The following is a 21,541-nucleotide window of genomic DNA, read 5'->3' as shown; positions in this document are numbered from 1 at the left end:
CGGGATGAAATATGTGAACGGAGCGGTGTTGGCGCCGTGGCTGGTGATGGGGCTTTTGGGTGGGACGTCTGTCCCATCAGCGTCGGCGGACGCTTTGGCTCAGTCTGGAGTGGTCCATTTCGCGTTACCTTCCGGCGCGCTGGATCAAGTGCTGCTGCAGATATCTCGGCAGGGCGCGGTGGCCATTTCGTTCGAGCAGAACACCCTGCGCGGGCTCAAGAGTGGCGCCATCGAAGGTGACCTGACGGTCGGGCAAGCGATTGATCGGGCCTTGCAAGGAACCGGTCTGCATCAGGTGCGCAGCGATGTCGGCCTGAGTATCGAACGCGATGCACCGCGCCCCGCCACGCAAACCCAGCTCAAGACCGTGACGGTCGTGGGGCAGGCTCGCCGGCCCGATATCATCGGTGGGGCGCTCGGCAATGCTACCGCATTGAAGACGCCGTTTTCCGTGGTAGAGGTCAAAAGCGCCGAACTCGAGGAGCGCCAGGTCAAGGCGATGAGCGATGTGTTCAGCGGCGACTCTTCGGTGGGCTCCAACGGCAATACCTATTCGCTCACCGCCAGCAACGTGACTGTACGCGGTGTACGCCTGGACAATGGCGGCAGCTACAAGATCAATGGCCTGCCGGTGTTCATCACCACTCTTGAGCTGCCGTTCGAGACCTTCGAGTCGGTGCAATTGCTCAAGGGCGCATCGGGCTTCATGTACGGCTTCGGCGCGCCGGGCGGAGTGGTCAACTACGTCACCAAGAAGCCCACCGACGAAACCAAATTGAGCATGGACGCCGGCTTTCGCTCCGATAGCGTCTATAGCGAACACGTGGATCTAGGCGGGCGCACCGGTCCCGACGATGTGTTCGGGTACCGCCTCAATGCGGTTCACGAAGAGGGTGAAACGCCCACCAATTCCCATGTTCATCGTGACTCGTTCGCCCTGTCGCTGGACGCGCATATCACGCCAGACCTTACCTGGACTGCCGACACACTCTATCAGGAGCGGCTGATCACGGGCGGCAAGCAGAACTACCGTCTGCCGCTCTACACTGGCAGCAGCCTGCCGAGGGTGCCCAACCCGCGCGACACCAAGCCGGGCATCGAAGGCACGACCTTCGACACGCGCATGTGGATGGTCGCCACGGGCCTGCATTGGAATATCAACGACACCTGGTCGGGGTCGCTGGACTACAACCACTTCTTCCAGAACCGCCACTATTTGTCCGAGTATCCGACGATCCTGAACAAGGCCGGCGATGCCCGCGAACAGCTCAATACCGGCGATGGCACAGCGGACTACGAGCAGTTCCAGGCGATGCTGCAGGGCGATTTCAGTACCGGCCCGATCGGTCACAAGCTGGTGTTGGGCGCCTCGCGGCAAACCTATGATCGGCGCTCGTCCACCACGTCGTTGGGGACCTATATTGGCAACACTAATATCTACACCACGCCGGTACCGATCGACTACACCGGCCAGACTGACTTCCCCACCTATCACGTCTCCGATATCGAACAACGTTCGCTGTTCGCCAGCGATACCCTGGACCTGACCCACGGCTGGTCGCTGCTCGGTGGCTTGCGTTCGACCACCTATATCCAGGACACCTTCAACGTTGCCGGGGTCAATACCAGCCATTATCGGCAAGTCCCGCTGACCCCGACCATCGCGCTGATGTACAGCCCACGGCCAGACACCACCTTTTATGCCAGCTACGTCGAGGCACTCGAGGCGGGCAGTACCGCAGGCTCCACTTATCTGAACTCGGGCGAGACCCTCGCGCCGGTCCAAAGCAAGCAGTATGAGGTGGGGGTCAAGACCGATCGCAGGAACTGGGGTGGGTCGCTTGCCGTGTTCCGTCTGGAGCGCGGTGCCGAGTACGGCAACAGTGCTGGCTACTATGTTCAGAACGGCCAACAGGTGTTCAAGGGCATCGAACTCAACGGGCGTCTGGAGGCCACCGACACCACTACGCTGACCAGCAGTTCGACCTGGCTGGATGCCGAGTTCACCAAAGGCGAAGACGACCTGATCGGCAACCGAGTTGCGGGAGTCTCGCGCTTCCAGCAAAGCTTGCAAGTCAGCCAGAAGGTCACGGCCGTCGACGGCCTCAAGGTTTACGCCAACTCGACGTACAAAAGCGCGGCTCAAGCCAACAGCGCCAATACCTTGGAGGTGCCCAGCATCACCTTGTTCGGTGCCGGTGCCAGCTACCGCATCCCGGTCGACCGCCACGAAGTCACGCTGCGCGCATCGATGGACAACATCGCCAACCGCCGCTACTGGGCTTATGCCTCCGACAACTCCGTCTATCTAGGGGCACCGCGCACGGTGTCGCTCAATGTCAGCTTCGATTACTAAGCCTGGCCGTGCAGTGACGATCCGCCAACTGGCGCGATGTGTCTGGTTGCTGCTGCTGGGGGCTCCGCTGGTGCACGCCCAGCCGCAGACCTACCTGACCGTCTATGGTGAGGCGCCTAAATACGCCCGCCAGTTCGAGCACTTCGACTACGTCAACCCGCGCGCGCCCAAGGGCGGGCACTTGAGTCTGGTCTCCCAGGCTGCCGCGTTCGACCATTTGATTCCCTATGTCGACAAAGGTCGGGGGGTCGACAAGCTTGATGGCTGGCTATACGCGCCGTTGGCCCAGCGCGCCAAGGACGAGCCCTTCACCGTCTACGGCGATGTCGCCCAGACCCTGGAGCTGGCGCCTGACCGTAGCTGGTTGCGGTTGCGCCTCGACCCACGGGCGAAGTTCGACGACGGCAAGCCGATCACCGCCGAAGACGTTCGCTACACCTTCGAGCAACTGATGGCCTACGGCAAGTTGAGTTACCGCATCCAGTTCGCCAATGTCAGCCACGTGACGGTCGAAGGCCCGCGGCAGATCCGCTTCGATTTCGCCAATGGTGACGACCGGACCTTGCCGCTTGAACTGTCGACGATGCCGGTGCTGCCAGCCCATTGGTGGAAGCAGCGCGACCTGCCCAATGGCGGTGGTTTCGAGCCCGCGCCCGGCAGCGGACCCTACCGGGTGAGCAAAGTCGACCCGGGCCGCACCGTGCATCTGGAGCGTGTCGCGCACTGGTGGGGCGCCGATTTGCCGGTCAACCGCGGCCAGTTCAATTTCGACCGGATCAGCATCGAGTATTACGCTAACGGTGGCAGCGGCGTGGCCCAGGCGTTTCGGGCCGGGGCTTTCGATGTGCAAGGTGTCAGCTCGGCGGCGCAGTATGCGACGGGCTACCAGGGCGAGTCGTTCGACGACGGGCGCTTGCAGCGCGATCATCTGGCACCGGGTGCCATCCGCAACACTCAGGGGTTTTTCTTCAACCTCGACAAGCCGCAATTTGCCGATCGCCGTGTGCGTCAGGCACTGGCACTGTTGTGGGACTTCGAGTGGACCAACCACACCCTGCTGTACAACGCTTATCGTCGCCAGCGCAGTTTTTTCTCCAACAGCCCGTTGGCGGCAACAGGCTTGCCCGGACCTGGCGAGCTCAAGGTGCTGGAGCCATGGCGCAGCCAGCTTCCCGATGAAGTGTTCAGCCAGGCCTTCGAGCCGCCTGTCACCGATGGCAGCGGCATGCTGCGCGACAAGCAGTTACAGGCCTTGGCGCTGCTGGAGGCCGCCGGTTGGCGGCCCCGTGGCAACCAGTTGGTCAACGCGCGGGGCCAGCCGCTGCGCTTCACCTTCCTGACGTCGGGCGCCACGTTCGGCCGGCTGATCATGCCGTACAAGCGCAACCTCATGCAGATCGGCGTCACCCTGGACTTTCGCACGGTCGACTCCGCCCAGTACGTCAACCGTCTGCGCACACGGGATTACGACATGATCATGGCCAGCTACCCGGTGTCAGCCACGCCAGGTGGCGAGTTGCTGAACTACTTCGGCTCCCGCGCCGCCGCGGACTCAGGCTCCAACAACTACATGGTGCTGCGCAACCCGGTGGTCGATGACCTGATCGAGCACATCATCAAGGCCGACACCCGCGAGCAAGTGCGGGACAACGCCCAGGCGCTGGATCGGGTGCTGCAGTGGGGCTACTACTGGGTGCCCAATTTCTACCCGCCGGGCAGCCCGGTGGTGTGGTGGAACCGCTTCGGCCTGCCGCCCACGGGCTCGGCCGATGACTCCACCACCGACGCCTGGTGGCAGGTCAGCGAAGTGCCCCTGACCAACGTGCAGATGCAAGCCCGACTCGAGGAACAACGCCATGCTGGCCTATAGCGTGCGGCGCCTGCTGCTCATCCTGCCCACGCTGATGTGCATCTTGCTGGTCAATTTCGCCATCGTTCAGGCCGCGCCGGGTGGCCCGGTCGAGCAAGCCATTGCGCGGCTGCAAGGCCTGGATGGCGGGCAGGACCCAGGCGCGGCCACGGTCGACACCCTGAATACGCCCGCCGGTTCCTCGGCCAGCCGCGGGCTCGATCCCCGGCTGATCGCCGATATCGAGCGCCAGTACGGCTTCGATAAACCGCCCCTGCAGCGCTTGTGGCTGATGATTACCCAATATGCCCATCTGGACTTCGGCAGCAGTTTTTTTCGCGGTACCCAGGTGACCGACCTGATCCTGGAGAAGATGCCTGTGACCCTCTCTCTGGGCCTGTGGGCATTGCTGATCACCTACGGCATTTCCATCCCGCTGGGTATCCGCAAGGCTATCAAGCACGGCAGCGCCTTCGATGTCTGGAGCAGCGCGGCGATCATCATCGGCTACGCCTTGCCCGGCTTTTTGTTCGCGCTGTTGCTGATCCTGATATTTGGCGGCGGCAGCGGCCTGAACTGGTTCCCGATCCGCGGCCTGGTCTCGGAAAGCTTTGCGTCCTTGTCGGCGTTCGGCAAGGTGCTGGATTACTTCAAGCATTTGGTGCTGCCGGTCACCGCGCTGGTGGTGGGTGGTTTCGCGACCCTGACGTTGCTGACCAAAAACAGCTTTCTCGATGAAATGGCGCGCCAGTACGTCATCACCGCGCGGGCCAAGGGGGCGGGGGAGCGCCAGGTGTTGTACGGCCATGTGATGCGCAATGCGATGCTCATGGTGGTGGCCGGCCTGCCCAACGCCATGGTGCACGTGTTCTTCGGTGGTTCGTTGCTGATCGAGGTGCTGTTCTCCCTCGATGGCATGGGCCGCATGAGCTACGAGGCGGCAGTGTCCCGGGACTACCCGGTGGTGTTCGGTTCGTTGTTCATTTTTACCCTGGCCGGGCTGCTGATCAAACTGCTGGGCGACCTCTGCTATCGGCTCATTGACCCACGTATCGACTTTTCCGCGGGGGGCAAGTGATGCCGCAATTATCGCCTGTCAATCAACGCCGCTGGCGCAAGTTCAAGGCTCACCGCCGGGGTTACTGGTCGCTGTGGGTGTTTCTGACGCTGTTCATCACTAGCCTGGGGGCCGAGTTGTTGGCCAATGACAAGCCCTTGCTGCTGGTCAGCGAGGGCCATTGGTACTTCCCGGTTTTCGAGACCTACACCGAGAAGGAACTGGGCGGACAACTGCCGTTCGAGCCGGATTACCGCAGCACCTATTTTCGCCAGTTGATCGAAAAGCAGCACGGTTGGATGCAGTTCGCGCCCATCGAGTTCGGCGCCACTACGGTCAACTTCGATCTGCGCACACCCGCCCCCGCAGCGCCCAGCCGCGAGAACTGGCTAGGCACCGACGACCAAGCTCGGGACGTGGCCGCGAGGGTGATCTACGGGGTTCGGCTGTCGCTGTTGTTCGCCTTTGCCCTGGCGACGATCAGCAGTCTGATCGGGATCGTGGCCGGTGCCCTGCAGGGGTATTACGGCGGCTGGGTCGACCTGTTCGGGCAGCGCGCACTGGAGATCTGGTCCGGCCTGCCGGTGTTGTACCTGCTGATCATTCTTTCGGGTTTCGTGCAGCCGGGGTTCTGGTGGCTGCTGGGGATCATGACGGCGTTCTCGTGGCTGCATCTGGTCGACGTGGTGCGCGCCGAGGTGATGCGCGGCCGCAGTCTGGAGTACGTCAAGGCAGCGCGGGCGCTGGGCCTGAGCAATCTGGAAGTGATGTTTCGCCATGTGCTGCCCAATGCCCTGACAGCGACCTTCGCGTTCTTGCCCTTCATCGTCACCGGCGCCATCGGCACCTTGTCGGCCCTGGATTTCCTCGGCTTCGGCATGCCGGCAGGCACGCCATCGCTGGGCGAGCTGATCAGCCAGGGCAAGAACAACCTGCAGGCGCCCTGGCTGGGCCTGACCGCTTTTTTCGCCTTGGCCCTGGTGCTGAGCCTGTTGGTATTCATTGGCGAGGCCTGCCGCGATGCGTTCGACCCGAGAGCCTGAAATGACCGATCACCTGATGGATATCCGCAACCTGCAGGTCAGCTTCGACGACCAGCCGGTGGTGCGTGGCATCGATTTGCAGATCCACCGGGGTGAATGCCTGGCGCTGGTAGGCGAGTCGGGCTCAGGCAAGTCGGTGACCGCCCATTCCATTCTGCAGCTGCTGCCGGCCAGCGCGCGCATGGAGGGCAGCATTCGTCTCGGTGCAGAAGAGCTGCTGGGGGCCAGCGCCAGGCGCCTGCAAGCCCTGCGTGGCAACCAGGTGGCGATGATTTTCCAGGAGCCCATGACCTCCCTCAACCCGCTGCATACGGTAGAGCGACAGGTCGGCGAAGCTCTGCGCCTGCACACCGGGTTGAACGGCCACGGCATTCGCCAACGCACCTTGGTGCTGCTCCGGCAGGTCGGCTTGCAGCAGGTCGAAGAGCGCCTCAATGCCTACCCGCATGAACTGTCCGGGGGCCAGCGCCAGCGGGTGATGATCGCGATGGCCCTGGCGTGCGAGCCCAAGCTACTGATCGCCGACGAACCCACCACCGCACTGGATGTGACCGTGCAGCGCAAGATTCTCGAGCTGCTCAAGGACCTGCAACAACAACTGGGCATGGCGCTGTTGTTGATCAGCCATGACCTCAACCTGGTGCGGCATATTGCCCACCGGGTGGCAGTGATGCGCGATGGCGAGATCGTCGAGCAGGCCGAATGTGAAGCCCTGTTCCAACGCCCTGCGCATGCCTATACCCGACAATTGCTCGATGCCGAGCCAGGTGCCGAACCGTTGCCGGTGGCGGTATCGCCTCAGTTGCTGAACGTGAAGGGGCTGGACGTGCGCTTCCCATTGGGCGGGCCGTTCTGGCGCCGGCGCTATCTGCACGCCGTACGGGGGCTCGATCTGAGTGTGCGGCGTGGCACCACCCTGGGCATCGTCGGCGAATCCGGATCGGGCAAATCGACCCTCGGCCAGGCCATCCTCGGCTTGATCCCGGCGCGCGGTGAAGTGTCGTTCGCGGGCACCTCCGTGCAGGGGCTCGACAGCCGCCAGATGCGCCCTTGGCGCAAGCGCATGCAGGTGGTGTTTCAAGACCCGTTCGCTAGCCTGAGCCCGCGCCTGAGCGTGCTGCAGATCATCGCCGAAGGCTTGCGCGTCCACACCCCGTTGACCCCCGCGCAGCGCGAAGAAGCCGTGGTGCAAGTGCTCCATGAGGTCGGCCTCGACCCCGCCGTGCGTCACCGTTACCCCCATGAATTCTCTGGTGGACAGCGCCAACGCATCGCCATCGCCCGGGCGCTGGTGCTCAAGCCGGATTTGATCGTGCTCGATGAGCCCACCTCGGCCCTGGATCGAACCGTGCAAAAGCAGATCATCGAGTTGCTGCGGCGCATGCAGCAAGACCATGGCCTGACTTACCTGTTCATCAGCCATGACCTGGCGGTGGTTCGGGCCCTGGCCCACGAACTGCTGGTCATGAAGGACGGCCAGATCCTTGAACGCGGCGCCACCGCGCAGGTGTTCGATGCGCCAACCCACCCCTACACCCGACAGCTGCTGGCGGCTGCGTTCAGGCCGGGCTGTCCACTGCCGGCGGCAGACGATGCCACGCCCGCTCAGCCCTCACACCTACAGGCTCCAGCGTTCTGACGCGCGGGTCATTGGACAAACGGCACAGGAAGTCGACTCAATGTTCGAAGCTCCATCCTCCCTCAGGGCATGGCTGTCACGGTTGCGTGAAGGCCATTTCCATTCGCTGCGCTACGTGCAGCAGGACCACCTTGGCGTGTCAGTCAGCCGCAACATCGTGGATCCACCGCGCCGCCATTACAGCCAAGGGGTGATGCTGTGTGTCCGTGTAGACGGCAATGAAGCCTTCGCCGCCACCAGCGACTTGACCGAGGCAGGCCTCGAACGGGCCTACCAAGAGGCCCTGCAGTTGGCCAAGGCGCAGGCCGGCCATGCACTGCTGCACCTTGCGCCGTTGCAGGGCGAAGGCCTCAAGGCCGACTATCGTTCACCCGGTGCTCGATCGCCGTTGACCGACACCCGCCACTGGCTGGACGTGCTGCGTGGCGAGTCGGCGCGGGTGCGGCGCCACGAGCGGTTGGTGAACTGGTCCGCTGGCTTGCGCATCACCGACCGCCAGCAGCTGTACCTCGACAGCACCGGCAGCGAGATCAGCACCCATCAGCGGGTGTTCCATCCACGGCTCGATGTCACCGCCTTCGACGGCCGGCAGAGCCAGCGCCGCAGTTGGGGCTTCTCGCGCCAAGGCGACCGGGAGCTGGTGCATGAGTCGGGATTTATCGGGCAGATCGAGCAAGTGGCCGACGAGGCGCTGCAACTGCTCGCCGCACCCAATACCCCTCAAGGCCCGCGCGATGTATTGCTGATGCCTGACCAGATGATCCTGCAGATCCACGAATCCATCGGCCATCCGCTGGAACTGGACCGCATTTTGGGCGATGAGCGCAATCTGGCCGGCACCAGCTTTGTCACCCAGGCCATGTTCGGCCAATACCAGTACGGCTCGCCGCTGCTCAACGTCAGCTTCGACCCCGGCGTGCCCGATGAGCTGGGCAGCTACAGCCACGACGACGAAGGGCTGCCCGCTCACAAGCAGCTGTTGATCGAGCGCGGTGTGCTCAAGCGTCCTCTTGGCGCTGCACTCTCCCAGGCTCGCACGGGTATGGAAGGGGTCGCCAACAGCCGCGCCTGCGACTGGAATCGCCCGCCCATCGACCGTATGGCCAACCTCAACATCGAGCCGGGTGACCAGAGCCTGGCGCAACTGATCGGTAACATCGAACACGGAATCCTTATGGCCACCAACCGCTCCTGGTCCATCGACCAGGCCCGTAACAAGTTCCAGTTCGGCTGCGAATGGGGGCAGTTGATCGAAAACGGCCAGCTCGCGGGGGTGGTCAAGAACCCCAACTACCGGGGTATCTCCGCGCAGTTCTGGCGCAAGCTCAGCGCCGTGGGCGACCGCTCCACCTTCGAGGTATTGGGCACCCCCAACTGCGGCAAGGGCGAGCCTAGCCAGTCGATCACGGTCGGCCACGCGACGCCGGCGTGCGTGTTCCAGCAGATCGACGTATTCGGGGGGCAGGCCTGATGAGCCACGCTTTCTATCAGCAGGCCTTCGACGTGCTACAGCAATGGGTGCAGCGCCAGTTGGCGGTGGGCGAGCAGTTTTCCTTGGCCTACAGTGCCGAGGCATCGCAGTTCATCCGCTTCAACCACGGTCAGGTGCGCCAGGCCAGCCAGGTCCGGCAGATGGATGTCACCTTGCGCTTGATCAGCGAGGGACGCCATGCCAGTGAAAGCCTCAGCCTCACGGGCGATGCCGATACCGACCAGGCTCGGCTTGCGGCGACATTGGAGCAGTTGCGTGCACTGCTGGCGATATTGCCTGCCGACCCATTCTTGCAGGCCGAGCAGCCGCCGTTCAGCAGTGATCGCCACGCCGAGGGTGAGCTTCCCAGCGCCGAGGAGCTGATCGAGCAAGTAGCGACCCTGAGCGCGGGCCTGGACATGGTCGGCTTCTACGCCGGCGGGCCGATGTACCGCGGTTTCGCCAGCTCCTGGGGGAGCCACAGCTGGCACGTGTCGATCAGCGCGAGCCTGGACTTCAGCTTGTTCCATGCCAACGGCGAGGCGGTGAAGATCACTTACGCGGCGAGTCAGTGGGACGTGGCGGCCCTGGCCGCGCAGTTCGCATTTGGTCGCGAGCAACTGACGCACTTGGGCAAGGAGCGCAAGCTCCTGCCGCCAGGGCGATACCGCACCTACCTCGCGCCCGCAGCGGTCAATGCGATGCTCAATATGCTGCGCGGCGGGTTCTCGGCGCGCGCCCTCAATACCCGTCGCAGCCCCCTGCAGGCGTTGCAGCTGGGCACGTTGCAGTTTTCGCCGCGCTTCAATCTCAGCGAGCAGGCCTCCAACGGCCTTGAACCGCTGTTCAACACTGAAGGGGCGCAGCGCCAGGACCTGGCCCTGATTACCCAGGGCCGATTGGCTGGCCAGCTGGTCAGCTCGCGCTCGGCGCTGGAGTACGGCTTGCAGGCCAACGGCGTCGATGGCAGCGAATCGCCCGGCTCGCTGGTCATGGCCGGCGGCGAGCTGCCCAGTGCCGAGGTGCTGAAGGCGCTGGGCACGGGGTTGTATATCGGCAACCTCTGGTACCTCAATTACTCGGACGTGGGCTCGGCGCGCGTCACCGGCATGACCCGTTTCGCCAGCTTCTGGGTGGAGAACGGCGAGATCGTCGCGCCCATCGACACCCTGCGTTTCGATGACTCCCTCTACGAGATCTTTGGTGCGCAACTGCTGGCCCTGACGCGCGAGCAGACCTTGCGCATCAGCACCCGTACCCACCAGCAGCGCGACATTCAGACGCTGCTGGTCCCCGGCGCGCTGATCGAGCGGCTGACGTACACGTTATGAGGATTGACGACATGAACCCACTGTTTTCCCAGAGCGCCTACCGCTTGCCGACCGATCGCCAGCGCCTGACCCTACGCGAACCGCCGCGCCTGGATGATCCGTTGGCAGAGCGCTTGCACCGCAAACAACGCCTGGCGGCCTCGTATCGGCTGTTCGCGCAGTTGGGCTTCGAGGTCGGCGTAGCGGGGCACTTCACCGCGCGCGACCCGATCGAACCGGATCATTTCTGGATCAACCCGTTCGGCGTGCCGTTCTCGCAGATCTGCGTGTCGCATCTGCAGCGGGTCAATGGCCAGGGCGAGGTCGTGGAGGGCGAAGGAGTGCTCAACACCAGCGCGCTGGAGCTGCATTACGATCTGCAACAAGCGCGGCCCGATGTGGTCGGCATCGCCCACGTGCACGGCTTGCATGGCCGAGTGTGGTCATCTTTGGGCAAGCTGTTCGAACCCATCATCGCCGAGTCCAATGCCTTTATCGGCGACCAGGTGATCTTCGAGCGCCTGGCCCTGCGCAACGCCGAGGGCCACATCGAGCGCAATCGCGAGCGGGTCAGCCAGGCCTTTGTGCAGACCTTCGCCCAGAACAACCTGCTGTTCTGGCAGAACCACGGCCTGTGGACGGTCGGCCAGAGCGTGGAGACCGCCGCCTGGCGTTGCATCCTGGCTGACGACACCGCCCGTGCGCACCTGCTGGCCTATGCCGCAGGCACTCCGATTGTCCCCGACATGGATGCGCCCCGAAAGGATGATCGCGCCGGGCAGGAGTTCTTTGCCTGGCTTAACTTTCTGCCGTTGTGGGACCGCATCGTGCGCGAGCAACCGGACCTGCTGGACTGAGCAGCCTGACTTTTAGGAGCAATACATGAGCACTTCGCCCAGGCAGATGATTCTCGGCGCCTTCCTCCCCAGTGCCGGGTACATGAGCGCAATATGGCGCCACCCGGACGCGCACACCGACCTGTTTCGCTATTTCGAGCATTTTCGCTGGGCGACGCAGACACTCGAAGCGGCGAAATTCCACGCGGTGTTTTTCAACGACGCAGTGAACGTCGAACCCGAGCGCGCCTCGCTGGCCGGCAGCCCGACCAGCGTGCGCTGGGACCCGCTGGTGCTGCTGCCGGCATTGGCGGTCAGCACCCGGCAGATCGGCCTCATCGCCACCGCCAGCACCACTTATAACGAGCCCTACAACCTCGCGCGCAAGCTCGCCAATATCGACCACCTCAGCGGCGGGCGGGTGGGCTGGAACCTGGTGACGTCACTGGGTGGGGGCGAAAACTTCAACCTCGACGCCCACGTGCTGCACGCCGATCGCTACGAGCGCGCCGAAGAATTCTACGATGTGATCACCGGCTTGTGGGACAGCTGGGAGGACGATGCTTTCGTGCAGGATAAGGTCGCGGGGCGCTTCGTCGACCCCGGAAAAATGCACGTCCTCAATCACCACGGCAAGCATTTTCAAGTGCGTGGTCCACTCAATGCGGCGCGCAGCGTACAGGGCTATCCGGTGGTCGCCCAGTCGGGATCGTCCGAGGCCGGTTGTGCTTTGGCGGCGCGGGCAGGGGAGCTGATCTTTACCGCGCAACATACAGTCGAGCAGGGGCGCACGTTTTATCGTGACATCAAGGCCCGCGCTCAAGCCCTGGGGCGCAACCCCGAACACGTGCGAGTCTTGCCTGGTGTGTCCCCCGTGGTCGGCCGTACCCAGGCCGAGGCGCAGGACCGTTATGAGCAGCAACAAGCCTTGCTCGATCCGCCGGCGTTTCTGCGCTCCATTTCGCGTTTCACCGGCCTGGGCTTCGATCTCTCCGAGCTGCCGTTCGACGCCGTGGTGCCGCTGCCCACCGAACCACTGGACACCAACGGCCACAAGAGCCGGCAGAAGCTGGTGGTCGATTTGATCCGTCGTGAGCGTCCCACCGTGCGCGAGTTGTTCAACCAGCTGACGGCCGGCGGGCATCGGATCCTGATCGGGACCCCACAGAGCATTGCCGATGACTTTCAGCAGTGGTTCGAAGGTGGCGCCGCCGACGGCTTCAATGTGATGTTCTCCGGGCTGCACCGCGGTATCAGTGATTTCGCCGAGCTGGTGGTGCCAGAGCTGCAACGGCGCGGGCTGTTTCGTCAGGAGTACGCGGGACAGACGCTGCGCGAGAACCTTGGCTTGCCCTTCATCGCCAACCGGCGGCTTGAGGCCGATACGCAGCTGGCATAGGCCCTGTGTGGCCGCCCCCCAACTTATCGAAGGAACCTGAGCGATGCCTCAATACACCACACTGATCGACTGCGACCAATTGGCGTTACTGCTGCAGCAAGGCCCGGCGCCGATGATTTTCGATTGCCGCTTTGACCTTAGCGCACCTGACAGCGGCGAAGCTGCCTACGCCGATAGCCATCTGCCCGGCGCCCGGTACCTGCATCTGGATCGAGATCTGAGCGGTGCGCAGACCGGTAGTAACGGCCGCCACCCGCTTCCCGATCGGGAGTGCCTGACTGCGCGGTTGCGTAGCCTTGGCCTACAGCACGGGCAACAAGTAATCGTGTATGACGCGCAAGGCGGCATGTTCGCCGCCCGCGCTTGGTGGCTGCTACGCTGGCTAGGGCATTCGGCCGTGGCCCTGCTCGATGGTGGGTTACCTGCATGGGTCGCCAGTAGTCTGGCGCTGCAGACCCAGGAGCCCACTCTGCCGGCGGGTTCATTTGCCAGTATGGCGGCTCTGGTGGGCACGATCGGGCGCCGGGAGCTGTTGGCCGATCTGGAGAAGGGCAAGACGCTGACGATCATCGATGCTCGGTCGGCGGACCGCTTTCGTGGCGAAAATGAGACCCTCGATGCTCGCGCTGGTCACATACCGGGGGCCCGGAATCGTTTTTTTCGCGCCAACCTGGATGATGGCGGCCGCTTCAAATCGCCGGTAAGGCTACGCGAAGAGTTTACCCAGGTGCTGGGCCACGCCGAGGCCAGTAGCTCAGTGCAGCAGTGCGGCTCGGGGGTTACGGCCTGCCACAACCTCTTGGCCCTGGAGATCGCCGGTCTGACGGGGGGGCAGTTATATCCCGGCTCATGGAGCGAGTGGAGCAGCGACCCGCTTGCGCCAGTCGCGCTGGGTCGCTGAAGTAGCGGTGGCTGGATAAGCTGCGATTGAGCCGGGGGATCAGGCACAGTACCCTTGGATGCTTGCCCACCAACAGAGTGATCCAGGGTGTCCCCAGGTAACGAGCTACTTAGCCAGAACCCACTCAATATCAACATTGACATGGAGCTGCTACGAACCTTTGTGGCTATCTCCGAGGCCTCCTCGTTTTCGGCGGCCGGGGTGCGGTTGAACAAGACCCAGTCGGCGGTTTCCCAGCAGATGCAGCGTTTGGAAAACCAGCTGGGGTTACCGTTGTTCGAGAAGAGCGGGCGCAGCAAGCAGCTGTCGCCCCATGGCCAGAAGCTGCTCAAACACGCCAGCCAGCTCCTGGCCATGCATGACGAAACGGTGCGCTCGATGTACGACAACAGCCTCACGGGGCACCTGCGCATCGGCGCGCCCTATGACGTTGCCGATTCGATCCTGCCTATGTTGCTCAGCCATATCGTCAAAGCCACGCCGCATATCGATGTCGAGATCAAGATCGAGCACAGTGCGGTACTGATGGAAGCGCTGCACCGCGGCGAAATCGACATGTGCATTTCGACCCGCGAGGACGACAAACTCGAAGGCGCGATCCTGCGCACCTCGCCGATCGTGTGGTTTTGTTCCGAGCACTACAATTACGATCGTCGGGCACCGTTGCCGCTGATTCTGGCGGACGGTCCGAGCCTGTTCGCCCGATACGCCCTGGCGGCGCTCGAGGAGCACCAGGTGCCTTGGCGCCAGGCGTTTTTATCCTCCAACCTGATCGCCATCAAGTCGGCGATCCATGCCGGCCTTGGTGTTACCGCCAGGGGCATCGAGGCGCTGGCACCAAACATGCGCATCCTCGGGGAAAAGGACGGGCTGCCGACCTTGCCAACCATCAGCTACTACCTGTGGATACGCCCCAAGGCGGTGAATCCGTTCGTGCGCCAGGCCTACGGCATTCTCAAATCCACCTTCGACCTGGGCGACACGCTCAATCGTTGAGATGGCAGGCCGAGAGGTGCCCTGCGGCCACCTCCTTGAGTGCGGGCACTTCCTCGCGGCAGCGCGCGCTGGCATGCGGGCAGCGCGGGTGGAAGTGGCAGCCTCGGGGGGGATCGAGCGGCGAAGGAATCTCGCCCTCGACGGCATAAAAGGTACGCTTGCCGACCTCCAGCCGCGGCGACGAAGCCAGCAACGCCTGGGTGTAAGGATGGTTGGCCCTGGCGAAGATCTCGCCGCTGGTGGCGCTCTCGACCACGCGTCCCAGGTACATGATCACCACCCGGTCGCAGATGTGCCGGACCACGCCCAGGTCGTGGCTGATGAACAGATAGGTCAGGCCCAGTTCGGCGCGCAGCGCCATGAAGCAGTTGATCACCTGAGCCTGTATCGACACATCCAGCGCCGCTACTGCCTCGTCGCATACCAGCAGTTGCGGATTGACCGCCAACGCGCGGGCGATACCGATCCGCGCCCGCTGCCCACCGGAAAACTGATGGGCGAAGCGGTTCATGCTGGCGGGGTCCAGGCCCACCCGGTGCAGCAGCGCGCCGACGAACTCATCGCGCTCGCTGCGGGCGACCAATTTGTGCGCCACCGGGGCTTCACCGACTAGATCGACCACCCGCAGGCGCGGGTTGAGCGAGGCGTAGGGGTCCTGGAAGATCATCTGAATGGCCAACTGCTCGGCGCCGTGGCGGTCGCCCAACGGTGCGAGCGGCAGGCCTTGCCACAAACGCTGACCTTGCGAGGGCCGGTGCAGCCCACAGGCAATGCGTCCCAATGTGGACTTGCCACAGCCGGACTCACCCACCAAGCCTACGACTTCTCCCTTGAACAGGGCCAGGTCGACGTTATCGACGGCATGCACGACCGGTGCAGCGGCATGATAGCCAAATGGGCGACCGAGCAGGTTCAGCCCACGGCTGACGGCGTCCAGCGGTGTAGCGAAGCGCTTGCTCACCCCTTGCAGGGCGAGTAGAGGCGTTGACGGATTCATACGGTGGGGGTCTCCAGCGGACGCGGCAGCGGATGGAAGCAGCGCAAGCTGCGGGGCCCATCCTGCACGTCAGGGGGAACTTGTAGACAGGCAGCATCGGCGTAACCACAGCGCAGGCGAAACGCGCACCCGGGGGGCAAATCGAGCAGCGAAGGCGTCGCGCCAGGGATCTGTGTCAGCGGCTGGCCAGGCGCGTTGCGTGAAGGCGCGCAGGCAATCAGGCCTTGGGTGTAGGGATGGCGCGGAGCGCTCAGCACCTGATCGGTGGGGCCGCTCTCGACGATACGCCCGGCGTACATCACCGCGATGTGGTCCGCAAAACCAGCGACCACCGACAAGTCATGGCTGATCCAGATCAACGCGGTACCGCTCTCGCGGCACAGTGTCTGCATCTGATGGAGGATCTGCCCCTGGATCGTCACATCCAGTGCTGTGGTCGGCTCGTCGCAGATGATCAGGTCGGGCTCGTTGAGCAGCGCGATGGCAATCGCCACGCGTTGGCGCATGCCGCCGGACAGCTGATGCGGGTAGGCCTGCAGGCGTTCATCGGCGGCGGCGATACCCACTCGCTGCAAGGCTTGCAATGAGTCCTGGCGGGCTTGTGCATGGCTCACCAAACGGTGGGCGACAATGGTCTCGATCATCTGCGTGTCGATGCGCAGCACTGGGTTGAGGGTCATCATCGGGTCCTGGAAGATCATCGCGATGCGGTTGCCGCGGATGCCACGCAGGGCTTTGCCGGACAGGCCGCGCAGGTCCTCGCCCTTGAACAGGACCTGCCCGCCGACCACCTTGCCGGGCTTGCTCACCAGGCCGATCAGCGAATAACCGGTGATGGATTTACCCGATCCCGATTCGCCCACCAGCCCCAGCACCTCACCGGCGCGCAGGCTGAACGATACGTCATCGACGGCGCGCGCCACGCCGGCACGCGTATGGAAGTGGGTCTGCAGATGTTCGACTTTCAATAAGGTATGCATGGCGGACTACTCAATGCAGCTGCATCTGTGGGTTGAGCACATCGCGTAAGCGATCGGCCACCAGATTGATCGCGATGATGGTCAGCACCAAGGCCAGACCCGGGAACATGCTAATCCAGTAGTCACCACTGAGCAGGTACTGGAAGCCGTTCGAAATCAGCAGGCCCAACGAGGGTTGCGTGACCGGCAGGCCGACGCCCAGAAACGACAGCGTGGCTTCCAGGGTAATGGCCGTGCCCACCTGCAAGGCGCCGACCACGATCACCGGCGACAAGCAGTTGGGCAGCAAGTGACGAAAGATCTTGCGCGGGGGCGACAACCCCAGCAGCAGCGCGGCTTCCATGTATTCCTTGCTACGTTCCACCAGGGCCACGCTGCGCACCGTGCGGGCATAGTAAGCCCACTGCACGGCCACCAGGGCGATGATGATCTTGTCGACGCCGCGGCCGGTCAGTGCCAACAGGATGATCGCCACTAGAATCGGCGGAAACGACAGTTGCATGTCGACCACGCGCATGATCAGGCTGTCGAGGCGTCCGCCGGCATAGCCGGCCAGCAACCCCAGGGCCAGGCCGATGGCCGCGGCGATCAGCGTGCTGACCAAGCCCACCGCCACCGAAATTCGCAGGCCGTAGAGAATCGCCGAGAGCATGTCGCGGCCCTGGTCATCGGTACCCAGCCAGTAGTGCTGGGCACCGCTGGCGGCTTCGGCGCCGGGGGCGAGCCGCGAATCCATGAAGTCCAGGTGTTGCAGGTCGTAGGGGTTCTGTGGCGCGAGCAGTGGCGCAAACAGCGCCAGCAGCAAGATGACGATCAGCAGCACTAGCCCGGTCAGTGCCACAGGGCTTTCGGCAAAGCGCCGCAACACGGCGCGCCAAGGCGATGAGTCAGTAAAGGCGTGCATGGTCTACCCCTTGCTCTCGGTCAGGCGCACCCGTGGATCGAGCAGGCAATACAGCAGGTCGACCAACAGGTTGATGGCGATGAACAGCCCGACAATCAGCGACAGAAACGCTACGATCACCGGCCGGTCAAGCGCACGAATCGAATCCACCAACAACTTGCCCATGCCTGGCCAGGCGAAGATCGATTCGGTGACGATCGAGAACGCCAAGGTGGCGCCGAATTGCAAGGCGCACACGGTGACGATCGGGATCAGGATGTTCTTGAGCACGTGTACACCAACGATGCGCCCCTCGCTCAAGCCCTTGGCCCGCGAGAACTTGATGTAGTCCTGCAGCAGAACTTCGCGGGTACCGGAGCGGGTCAGACGAATGATCAACGCGATGTCGAACAGCGCCAGGTTGACCGCCGGCATGGCCAGGTGGCGCAAGCCGTCGAGGGTGAATAGGCTGCTGGTGATGCCCAGCCACTCGGCGGTCTGGCCACGGCCGCTGGTGGGCAGCCAGCCGAGCTTGACCGAGAACAACATGATCATCATCAGGCCGACCCAGAATGTCGGCAGCGAGAAGCCCAGAATGGACACCGTCATGATCGATTTGCCGGCGAAGGTGTGCGACCGCAAGCCGGCCCACAAGCCGAACGGCACCCCGACGCCGACTGCGATCACCAGCGCGATGCCGGCCAATTCCAGGGTCGCCGGCAGGCGCTCGAGGATCAGCCCCAAGGCCGGCGAGCCGTACACGAATGAACGGCCCATGTCGCCCGCCATGGCGTTTTTCAGGAATAGCCAATACTGCCACCACACCGGCTGATCGAGGCCGAAGCTGCTGATCACGCGGGCGCGTTCGATAGCGTCGGCATCCGGGCTGATCAGCAGATCGACCGGGTTACCGATGCCGTAGACACCGAAAAATATCACCAGCGACATGGCCAACAGCACCACGGCGCTTTGCAGCAGGCGACGAATGATGAATGCCAGCACCGTTAGTCTCCCAGCTGGCCATAGCGACCGAGGCGCTCGATCAGCAAGTCGAAGAAGGCGTCGACGTCGATGTCGGTTTGCACATGGATGTTCGGTGTGCTGTCCAGCTTGCCGTAGAAGTCGGCATAGGTGTGGCCCAAGGTCGTCGGGCTATGGATTTCGACGCCGACTGCCACATGCTGTTGCTCGAACAACTGCGGGGCGAGCACCGCGGCGATCACCACTGGATCGTGCAGCGGGCCGCCCAGGCAGCCGAGGCGCTTGGGGTCATTGCGGTCGTAGGCTGTCAGCAGTTGCACGACCTTGGCGGCCACGTGGCCGGGCAAAGCGGCGATACGCTGCAGGCGCTGTTCGGTGACCAGCACCTTGAAGGTCAGGTCCAGCGGCAGCAAGCGAATGTGCAGGCCGGATTTGAACAGAATGTGCGCCGCGTGCGGGTCGGCCAGCACGTTGAATTCGGCCCATGGCACACGGTTGCCCATGGCCCCGAAGGCACCCCCCATCATCACCACCTCTTCGATGCCGGCGGCCCACTCGCAATCCTGGGCAATCGCCAAGGCAACATTGGTCAAGGGCCCCATGCAGCACAGGGTGATCTTCTCGTTGCGCAGCCTGGCTTCGCGGGATTGACGCAGCAGGAAGCTGACTGAGTGTTCGGCGTCCGGTCCCTGTTGCGGGGTTGGCAGCACGTCGGCACCCAGGCCGTCGTGGTCGGTGTATTTGCCATAGATCTGCTGGCGGATCATCGGCCCGGCGGCGCCCTGCAGCACCGGCACCTCTGGCCGTCGCGCCAGTTCGCGGATCTTGCAGGCATTGTTGGCGGTTGCCGGTGCGCTGACGTTGCCCGCTACCGTGGTGATGCCCAGTACCTGAAGTTCAGGGCTGGCCAGTGCCAACAGGATAGCGACGGCGTCGTCGATGCCAGGGTCTGTGTCAATGATGATGTTCTTGAGGGTCATGTCAGTCTTCGTGGTAGCTGGAGAGTCTTTGCCACAGCAGTTCAAAGAAACCGTCGGCGTCGACGGTGTCGGCGATATGGAGGTTGTGCGGCTGGTTGCTGGTGTTCCAGCGGTCGACCACTGTCTGGCCCAGGGTCAGCGGCGAGGACAGTTCGACCTGGACAAAGGCGCTGTAGCCGCTGAATAGCGTTGGGCGCAGCAGCGCGGCGATGACCAGCGGATCGTGCAGCGGGCCGCCTGCGCTGCCGAATCGAGCGCTGTCGTTGCGGTCCCAGTCGGCAAACAGTTTGCTCACCGCATCGGCCACCGTCCCCCGCATCGCCTGCAAAGGGCGCAGGCGCGCGGCAGTGGTCATGGCCTGGTGGGTGACATCGAGAGGGAACAGCCGCAAGTCGACGCGGCTGTTGAACACGATGTGCGCGGCGTGCGGGTCGCTGAGAATATTGAATTCGGCGCAGCAGGTACGGTTGCCGGCCTCACGGGCGGCGCCGCCCATGATCAGCACCTGCTGCAACCCCTCGACGATGTTCGGCTGCTTGCGCAGCGCCACCGCCAGATTGGTGACCGGGCCCAACATGCATAGGGTGATCTTGCGGCCGTTCGCCCGCGCGGCCAGTAATGTCTCAATGAGGTAGTCCACGGCATGCAGCGTCTGCACCGGTGCTGTCGGCGCCGGCAGGCTCAGGCTGCCCAGGCCGCCGCTGCCGCTGAACTTGCCGCGGATCGGCTCGCGCAGCACCGGCGCGCTGCAGCCTGCGTACACGGGCATATCGGCACGCCCGGCCAGCGCACAGATCTGCCGGGCATTAATGAAGGTGACGCTCAGCGGGGCGTTACCGGCCACGGTGGTCACCGCCAGCACCTCGAGTTCCGGCGCGGCGAGTGCCAGCAGCAAGGCGATAGCGTCATCGATACCGGGGTCGGTATCGATGATCACCGGCAGCGGGCGGTTCCCGATGGCGGTATCACAGGGCATCGATGCGCTCCAGCAGCGCGCGCACTTCATCGCGCCCGGCATCGGACAGCGGCGCTTGGGGCAGCAACGGCTTGCCGACAGCGAAGCCTTGCAGCTCGAGCCCGCCTTTGATACAGGCCGCCAGGCTGTGCTTGGCGAACACTTCGTTGACTTCCCACAACTGCTTTTGCAGCACGATGGCTTCGTCCCAGCGCCCGGCCTTGGCCAGTTCGTACAAGCGCACGCTTTGCGCTGGGATCAGACACGCCGGGCCGGCCATCCAGCCCACGCCGCCGATCAGCATGACGCTGGCCGGGATGTGCGCCGAGGCGGCGAAGACCTTCAAGCGACCTTGGGTCTGGTTGATGATCGACAGCAATCGCCCGGTGTTGGTGGAAGCGTCCTTGATGTAGCGGATGTTCTCCACTTCGGCCAGGCGCTTGATCACCGGCAGCGACAGGTCCGAGCGCTGAAACTGCGGATTGGTGTAGAGCACCACCGGTAGCGTGGTGGCGCCGGCAATGGCGCGGAAATAGGCTTCGACGCCAGCATCGCCAACCGGAAAGTACGACTCCATGACCGCGAGGATGCCCTGCACGCCGAGGGTCTGCATGTGCGCGGTCTGGGCCACTGCGTCGACGGTGGTGGTGGCGGCCACGCCGGCGATCACCGGAACCCGGCCCGCGGCGGCAGCGACCACGGTTTCGACGATTTCGTAGCGTTGCTCGAGGGTCAGGTAGGCGAACTCGCCGGTACTGCCCAGCGGGGTCAGGCCGTGCACACCCTTGTTTATCAGGTGCTCGACCAGGCGCGTCAGCTCCTTGCGATCGACTCGACCGTTGGCGTCGATGGGCGACACCAGATAAGGGTAAACGCCATGAAATTCTGCTTGCGACATATCAGCCTCC

General features: G+C 63.6%; 18 protein-coding genes. 11 read left to right on the top strand and 7 right to left on the bottom strand.

What is annotated here, in order from left to right; translation table 11 throughout:
• Positions 1-94: 94 nt before the first annotated feature.
• The 11 genes from AC3WJP_RS03050 (at position 95) to AC3WJP_RS03000 (ending at position 14,857) form a co-directional block, all read left to right on the top strand.
• On the top strand, positions 95-2,356 hold the full coding sequence (locus AC3WJP_RS03050) for a TonB-dependent siderophore receptor (RefSeq protein ID WP_493719757.1): 2,262 nt from the start codon (positions 95-97) through the stop codon (positions 2,354-2,356).
• Complete coding sequence (locus tag AC3WJP_RS03045) at positions 2,337-4,226, top strand: extracellular solute-binding protein (protein ID WP_493719756.1); 1,890 nt, start codon at positions 2,337-2,339, stop codon at positions 4,224-4,226. The genes AC3WJP_RS03050 and AC3WJP_RS03045 overlap by 20 nt, the downstream gene beginning before the upstream one ends.
• Positions 4,213-5,283, top strand: coding sequence for a microcin C ABC transporter permease YejB (locus tag AC3WJP_RS03040; RefSeq protein ID WP_493719755.1), 1,071 nt, complete (start codon positions 4,213-4,215; stop codon positions 5,281-5,283). The genes AC3WJP_RS03045 and AC3WJP_RS03040 overlap by 14 nt, the downstream gene beginning before the upstream one ends.
• Positions 5,283-6,305, top strand: coding sequence for an ABC transporter permease (locus tag AC3WJP_RS03035; RefSeq protein ID WP_493719754.1), 1,023 nt, complete (start codon positions 5,283-5,285; stop codon positions 6,303-6,305). Before AC3WJP_RS03040 ends, AC3WJP_RS03035 begins: the two co-directional genes overlap by 1 nt.
• 1 nt (position 6,306) lies before the next feature.
• Positions 6,307-7,944, top strand: a complete 1,638-nt coding sequence (locus tag AC3WJP_RS03030) for an ABC transporter ATP-binding protein (RefSeq protein WP_493719753.1) — start codon at positions 6,307-6,309, stop codon at positions 7,942-7,944.
• 40 nt (positions 7,945-7,984) lie between these two features.
• Positions 7,985-9,415 (top strand): TldD/PmbA family protein, encoded by a 1,431-nt coding sequence (locus AC3WJP_RS03025; RefSeq protein ID WP_493719752.1) that lies wholly within the window; start codon positions 7,985-7,987, stop codon positions 9,413-9,415.
• Complete coding sequence (locus AC3WJP_RS03020) at positions 9,415-10,746, top strand: TldD/PmbA family protein (RefSeq protein ID WP_493719751.1); 1,332 nt, start codon at positions 9,415-9,417, stop codon at positions 10,744-10,746. The genes AC3WJP_RS03025 and AC3WJP_RS03020 overlap by 1 nt, the downstream gene beginning before the upstream one ends.
• Before the next feature lie 11 nt (positions 10,747-10,757).
• Positions 10,758-11,582, top strand: coding sequence for a class II aldolase/adducin family protein (locus tag AC3WJP_RS03015; RefSeq protein ID WP_493719750.1), 825 nt, complete (start codon positions 10,758-10,760; stop codon positions 11,580-11,582).
• 25 nt (positions 11,583-11,607) lie between these two features.
• The gene (locus AC3WJP_RS03010; RefSeq protein ID WP_493719749.1) at positions 11,608-12,960 is read left to right on the top strand and encodes an LLM class flavin-dependent oxidoreductase; all 1,353 of its coding nucleotides are present in this window, start codon (positions 11,608-11,610) and stop codon (positions 12,958-12,960) included.
• Between the two features lie 43 nt (positions 12,961-13,003).
• Positions 13,004-13,861, top strand: a complete 858-nt coding sequence (locus tag AC3WJP_RS03005; protein WP_493719748.1) for a sulfurtransferase — start codon at positions 13,004-13,006, stop codon at positions 13,859-13,861.
• 141 nt (positions 13,862-14,002) lie between these two features.
• The gene (locus tag AC3WJP_RS03000; RefSeq protein WP_493719747.1) at positions 14,003-14,857 is read left to right on the top strand and encodes a LysR substrate-binding domain-containing protein; all 855 of its coding nucleotides are present in this window, start codon (positions 14,003-14,005) and stop codon (positions 14,855-14,857) included.
• Here AC3WJP_RS03000 and AC3WJP_RS02995 read toward each other — a convergent pair.
• Genes AC3WJP_RS02995 through AC3WJP_RS02965 form a run of 7 tightly spaced genes read right to left on the bottom strand, consistent with a single transcriptional unit; the run spans position 14,847 to position 21,531 of the window.
• Complete coding sequence (locus AC3WJP_RS02995; protein ID WP_493719746.1) at positions 14,847-15,854, bottom strand: ABC transporter ATP-binding protein; 1,008 nt, start codon at positions 15,852-15,854, stop codon at positions 14,847-14,849. The two genes, AC3WJP_RS03000 and AC3WJP_RS02995, sit on opposite strands and share 11 nt — an antisense overlap.
• Complete coding sequence (locus AC3WJP_RS02990) at positions 15,851-16,834, bottom strand: ABC transporter ATP-binding protein (RefSeq protein ID WP_493719745.1); 984 nt, start codon at positions 16,832-16,834, stop codon at positions 15,851-15,853. Before AC3WJP_RS02990 ends, AC3WJP_RS02995 begins: the two co-directional genes overlap by 4 nt.
• Before the next feature lie 10 nt (positions 16,835-16,844).
• A complete protein-coding gene (locus tag AC3WJP_RS02985) occupies positions 16,845-17,738 on the bottom strand; it encodes an ABC transporter permease (protein ID WP_493719744.1) in 894 nt (297 codons plus the stop codon).
• Between the two features lie 3 nt (positions 17,739-17,741).
• Complete coding sequence (locus tag AC3WJP_RS02980; protein ID WP_493719743.1) at positions 17,742-18,719, bottom strand: ABC transporter permease; 978 nt, start codon at positions 18,717-18,719, stop codon at positions 17,742-17,744.
• 2 nt (positions 18,720-18,721) lie between these two features.
• Positions 18,722-19,678: a nucleoside hydrolase gene (locus AC3WJP_RS02975; protein ID WP_493719742.1), complete on the bottom strand. Its 957-nt coding sequence runs from the start codon at positions 19,676-19,678 to the stop codon at positions 18,722-18,724.
• Between the two features lies 1 nt (position 19,679).
• Positions 19,680-20,654 (bottom strand): nucleoside hydrolase, encoded by a 975-nt coding sequence (locus tag AC3WJP_RS02970; RefSeq protein ID WP_493719741.1) that lies wholly within the window; start codon positions 20,652-20,654, stop codon positions 19,680-19,682.
• On the bottom strand, positions 20,644-21,531 hold the full coding sequence (locus tag AC3WJP_RS02965; RefSeq protein WP_493719740.1) for a dihydrodipicolinate synthase family protein: 888 nt from the start codon (positions 21,529-21,531) through the stop codon (positions 20,644-20,646). The genes AC3WJP_RS02970 and AC3WJP_RS02965 overlap by 11 nt, the downstream gene beginning before the upstream one ends.
• Positions 21,532-21,541: the final 10 nt, after the last annotated feature.

Source organism: Pseudomonas sp. GW821-FHT01A09 (assembly GCF_058986725.1).
Note: the sequence above shows the minus strand (reverse complement) of the source record. Positions and strands in the feature narration are given on the sequence as shown.

Bases quoted from the DNA above. Each gene is read 5' to 3' on its own strand.
- AC3WJP_RS02975 (WP_493719742.1), bottom strand. From the start codon at position 19,678: ATGACCCTCAAGAACATCATCATTGACACAGACCCTGGCATCGACGAC.
- AC3WJP_RS02995 (WP_493719746.1), bottom strand. From the start codon at position 15,854: ATGAATCCGTCAACGCCTCTACTCGCCCTGCAAGGGGTGAGCAAGCGC.
- AC3WJP_RS03020 (WP_493719751.1), top strand. From the start codon at position 9,415: ATGAGCCACGCTTTCTATCAGCAGGCCTTCGACGTGCTACAGCAATGG.
- AC3WJP_RS03030 (WP_493719753.1), top strand. From the start codon at position 6,307: ATGACCGATCACCTGATGGATATCCGCAACCTGCAGGTCAGCTTCGAC.
- AC3WJP_RS02990 (WP_493719745.1), bottom strand. From the start codon at position 16,834: ATGCATACCTTATTGAAAGTCGAACATCTGCAGACCCACTTCCATACG.
- AC3WJP_RS03015 (WP_493719750.1), top strand. From the start codon at position 10,758: ATGAACCCACTGTTTTCCCAGAGCGCCTACCGCTTGCCGACCGATCGC.
- AC3WJP_RS02965 (WP_493719740.1), bottom strand. From the start codon at position 21,531: ATGTCGCAAGCAGAATTTCATGGCGTTTACCCTTATCTGGTGTCGCCC.
- AC3WJP_RS03040 (WP_493719755.1), top strand. From the start codon at position 4,213: ATGCTGGCCTATAGCGTGCGGCGCCTGCTGCTCATCCTGCCCACGCTG.
- AC3WJP_RS03000 (WP_493719747.1), top strand. From the start codon at position 14,003: ATGGAGCTGCTACGAACCTTTGTGGCTATCTCCGAGGCCTCCTCGTTT.
- AC3WJP_RS03045 (WP_493719756.1), top strand. From the start codon at position 2,337: ATGTCAGCTTCGATTACTAAGCCTGGCCGTGCAGTGACGATCCGCCAA.
- AC3WJP_RS03035 (WP_493719754.1), top strand. From the start codon at position 5,283: ATGCCGCAATTATCGCCTGTCAATCAACGCCGCTGGCGCAAGTTCAAG.
- AC3WJP_RS03010 (WP_493719749.1), top strand. From the start codon at position 11,608: ATGAGCACTTCGCCCAGGCAGATGATTCTCGGCGCCTTCCTCCCCAGT.
- AC3WJP_RS02970 (WP_493719741.1), bottom strand. From the start codon at position 20,654: ATGCCCTGTGATACCGCCATCGGGAACCGCCCGCTGCCGGTGATCATC.
- AC3WJP_RS02985 (WP_493719744.1), bottom strand. From the start codon at position 17,738: ATGCACGCCTTTACTGACTCATCGCCTTGGCGCGCCGTGTTGCGGCGC.
- AC3WJP_RS03005 (WP_493719748.1), top strand. From the start codon at position 13,004: ATGCCTCAATACACCACACTGATCGACTGCGACCAATTGGCGTTACTG.
- AC3WJP_RS03025 (WP_493719752.1), top strand. From the start codon at position 7,985: ATGTTCGAAGCTCCATCCTCCCTCAGGGCATGGCTGTCACGGTTGCGT.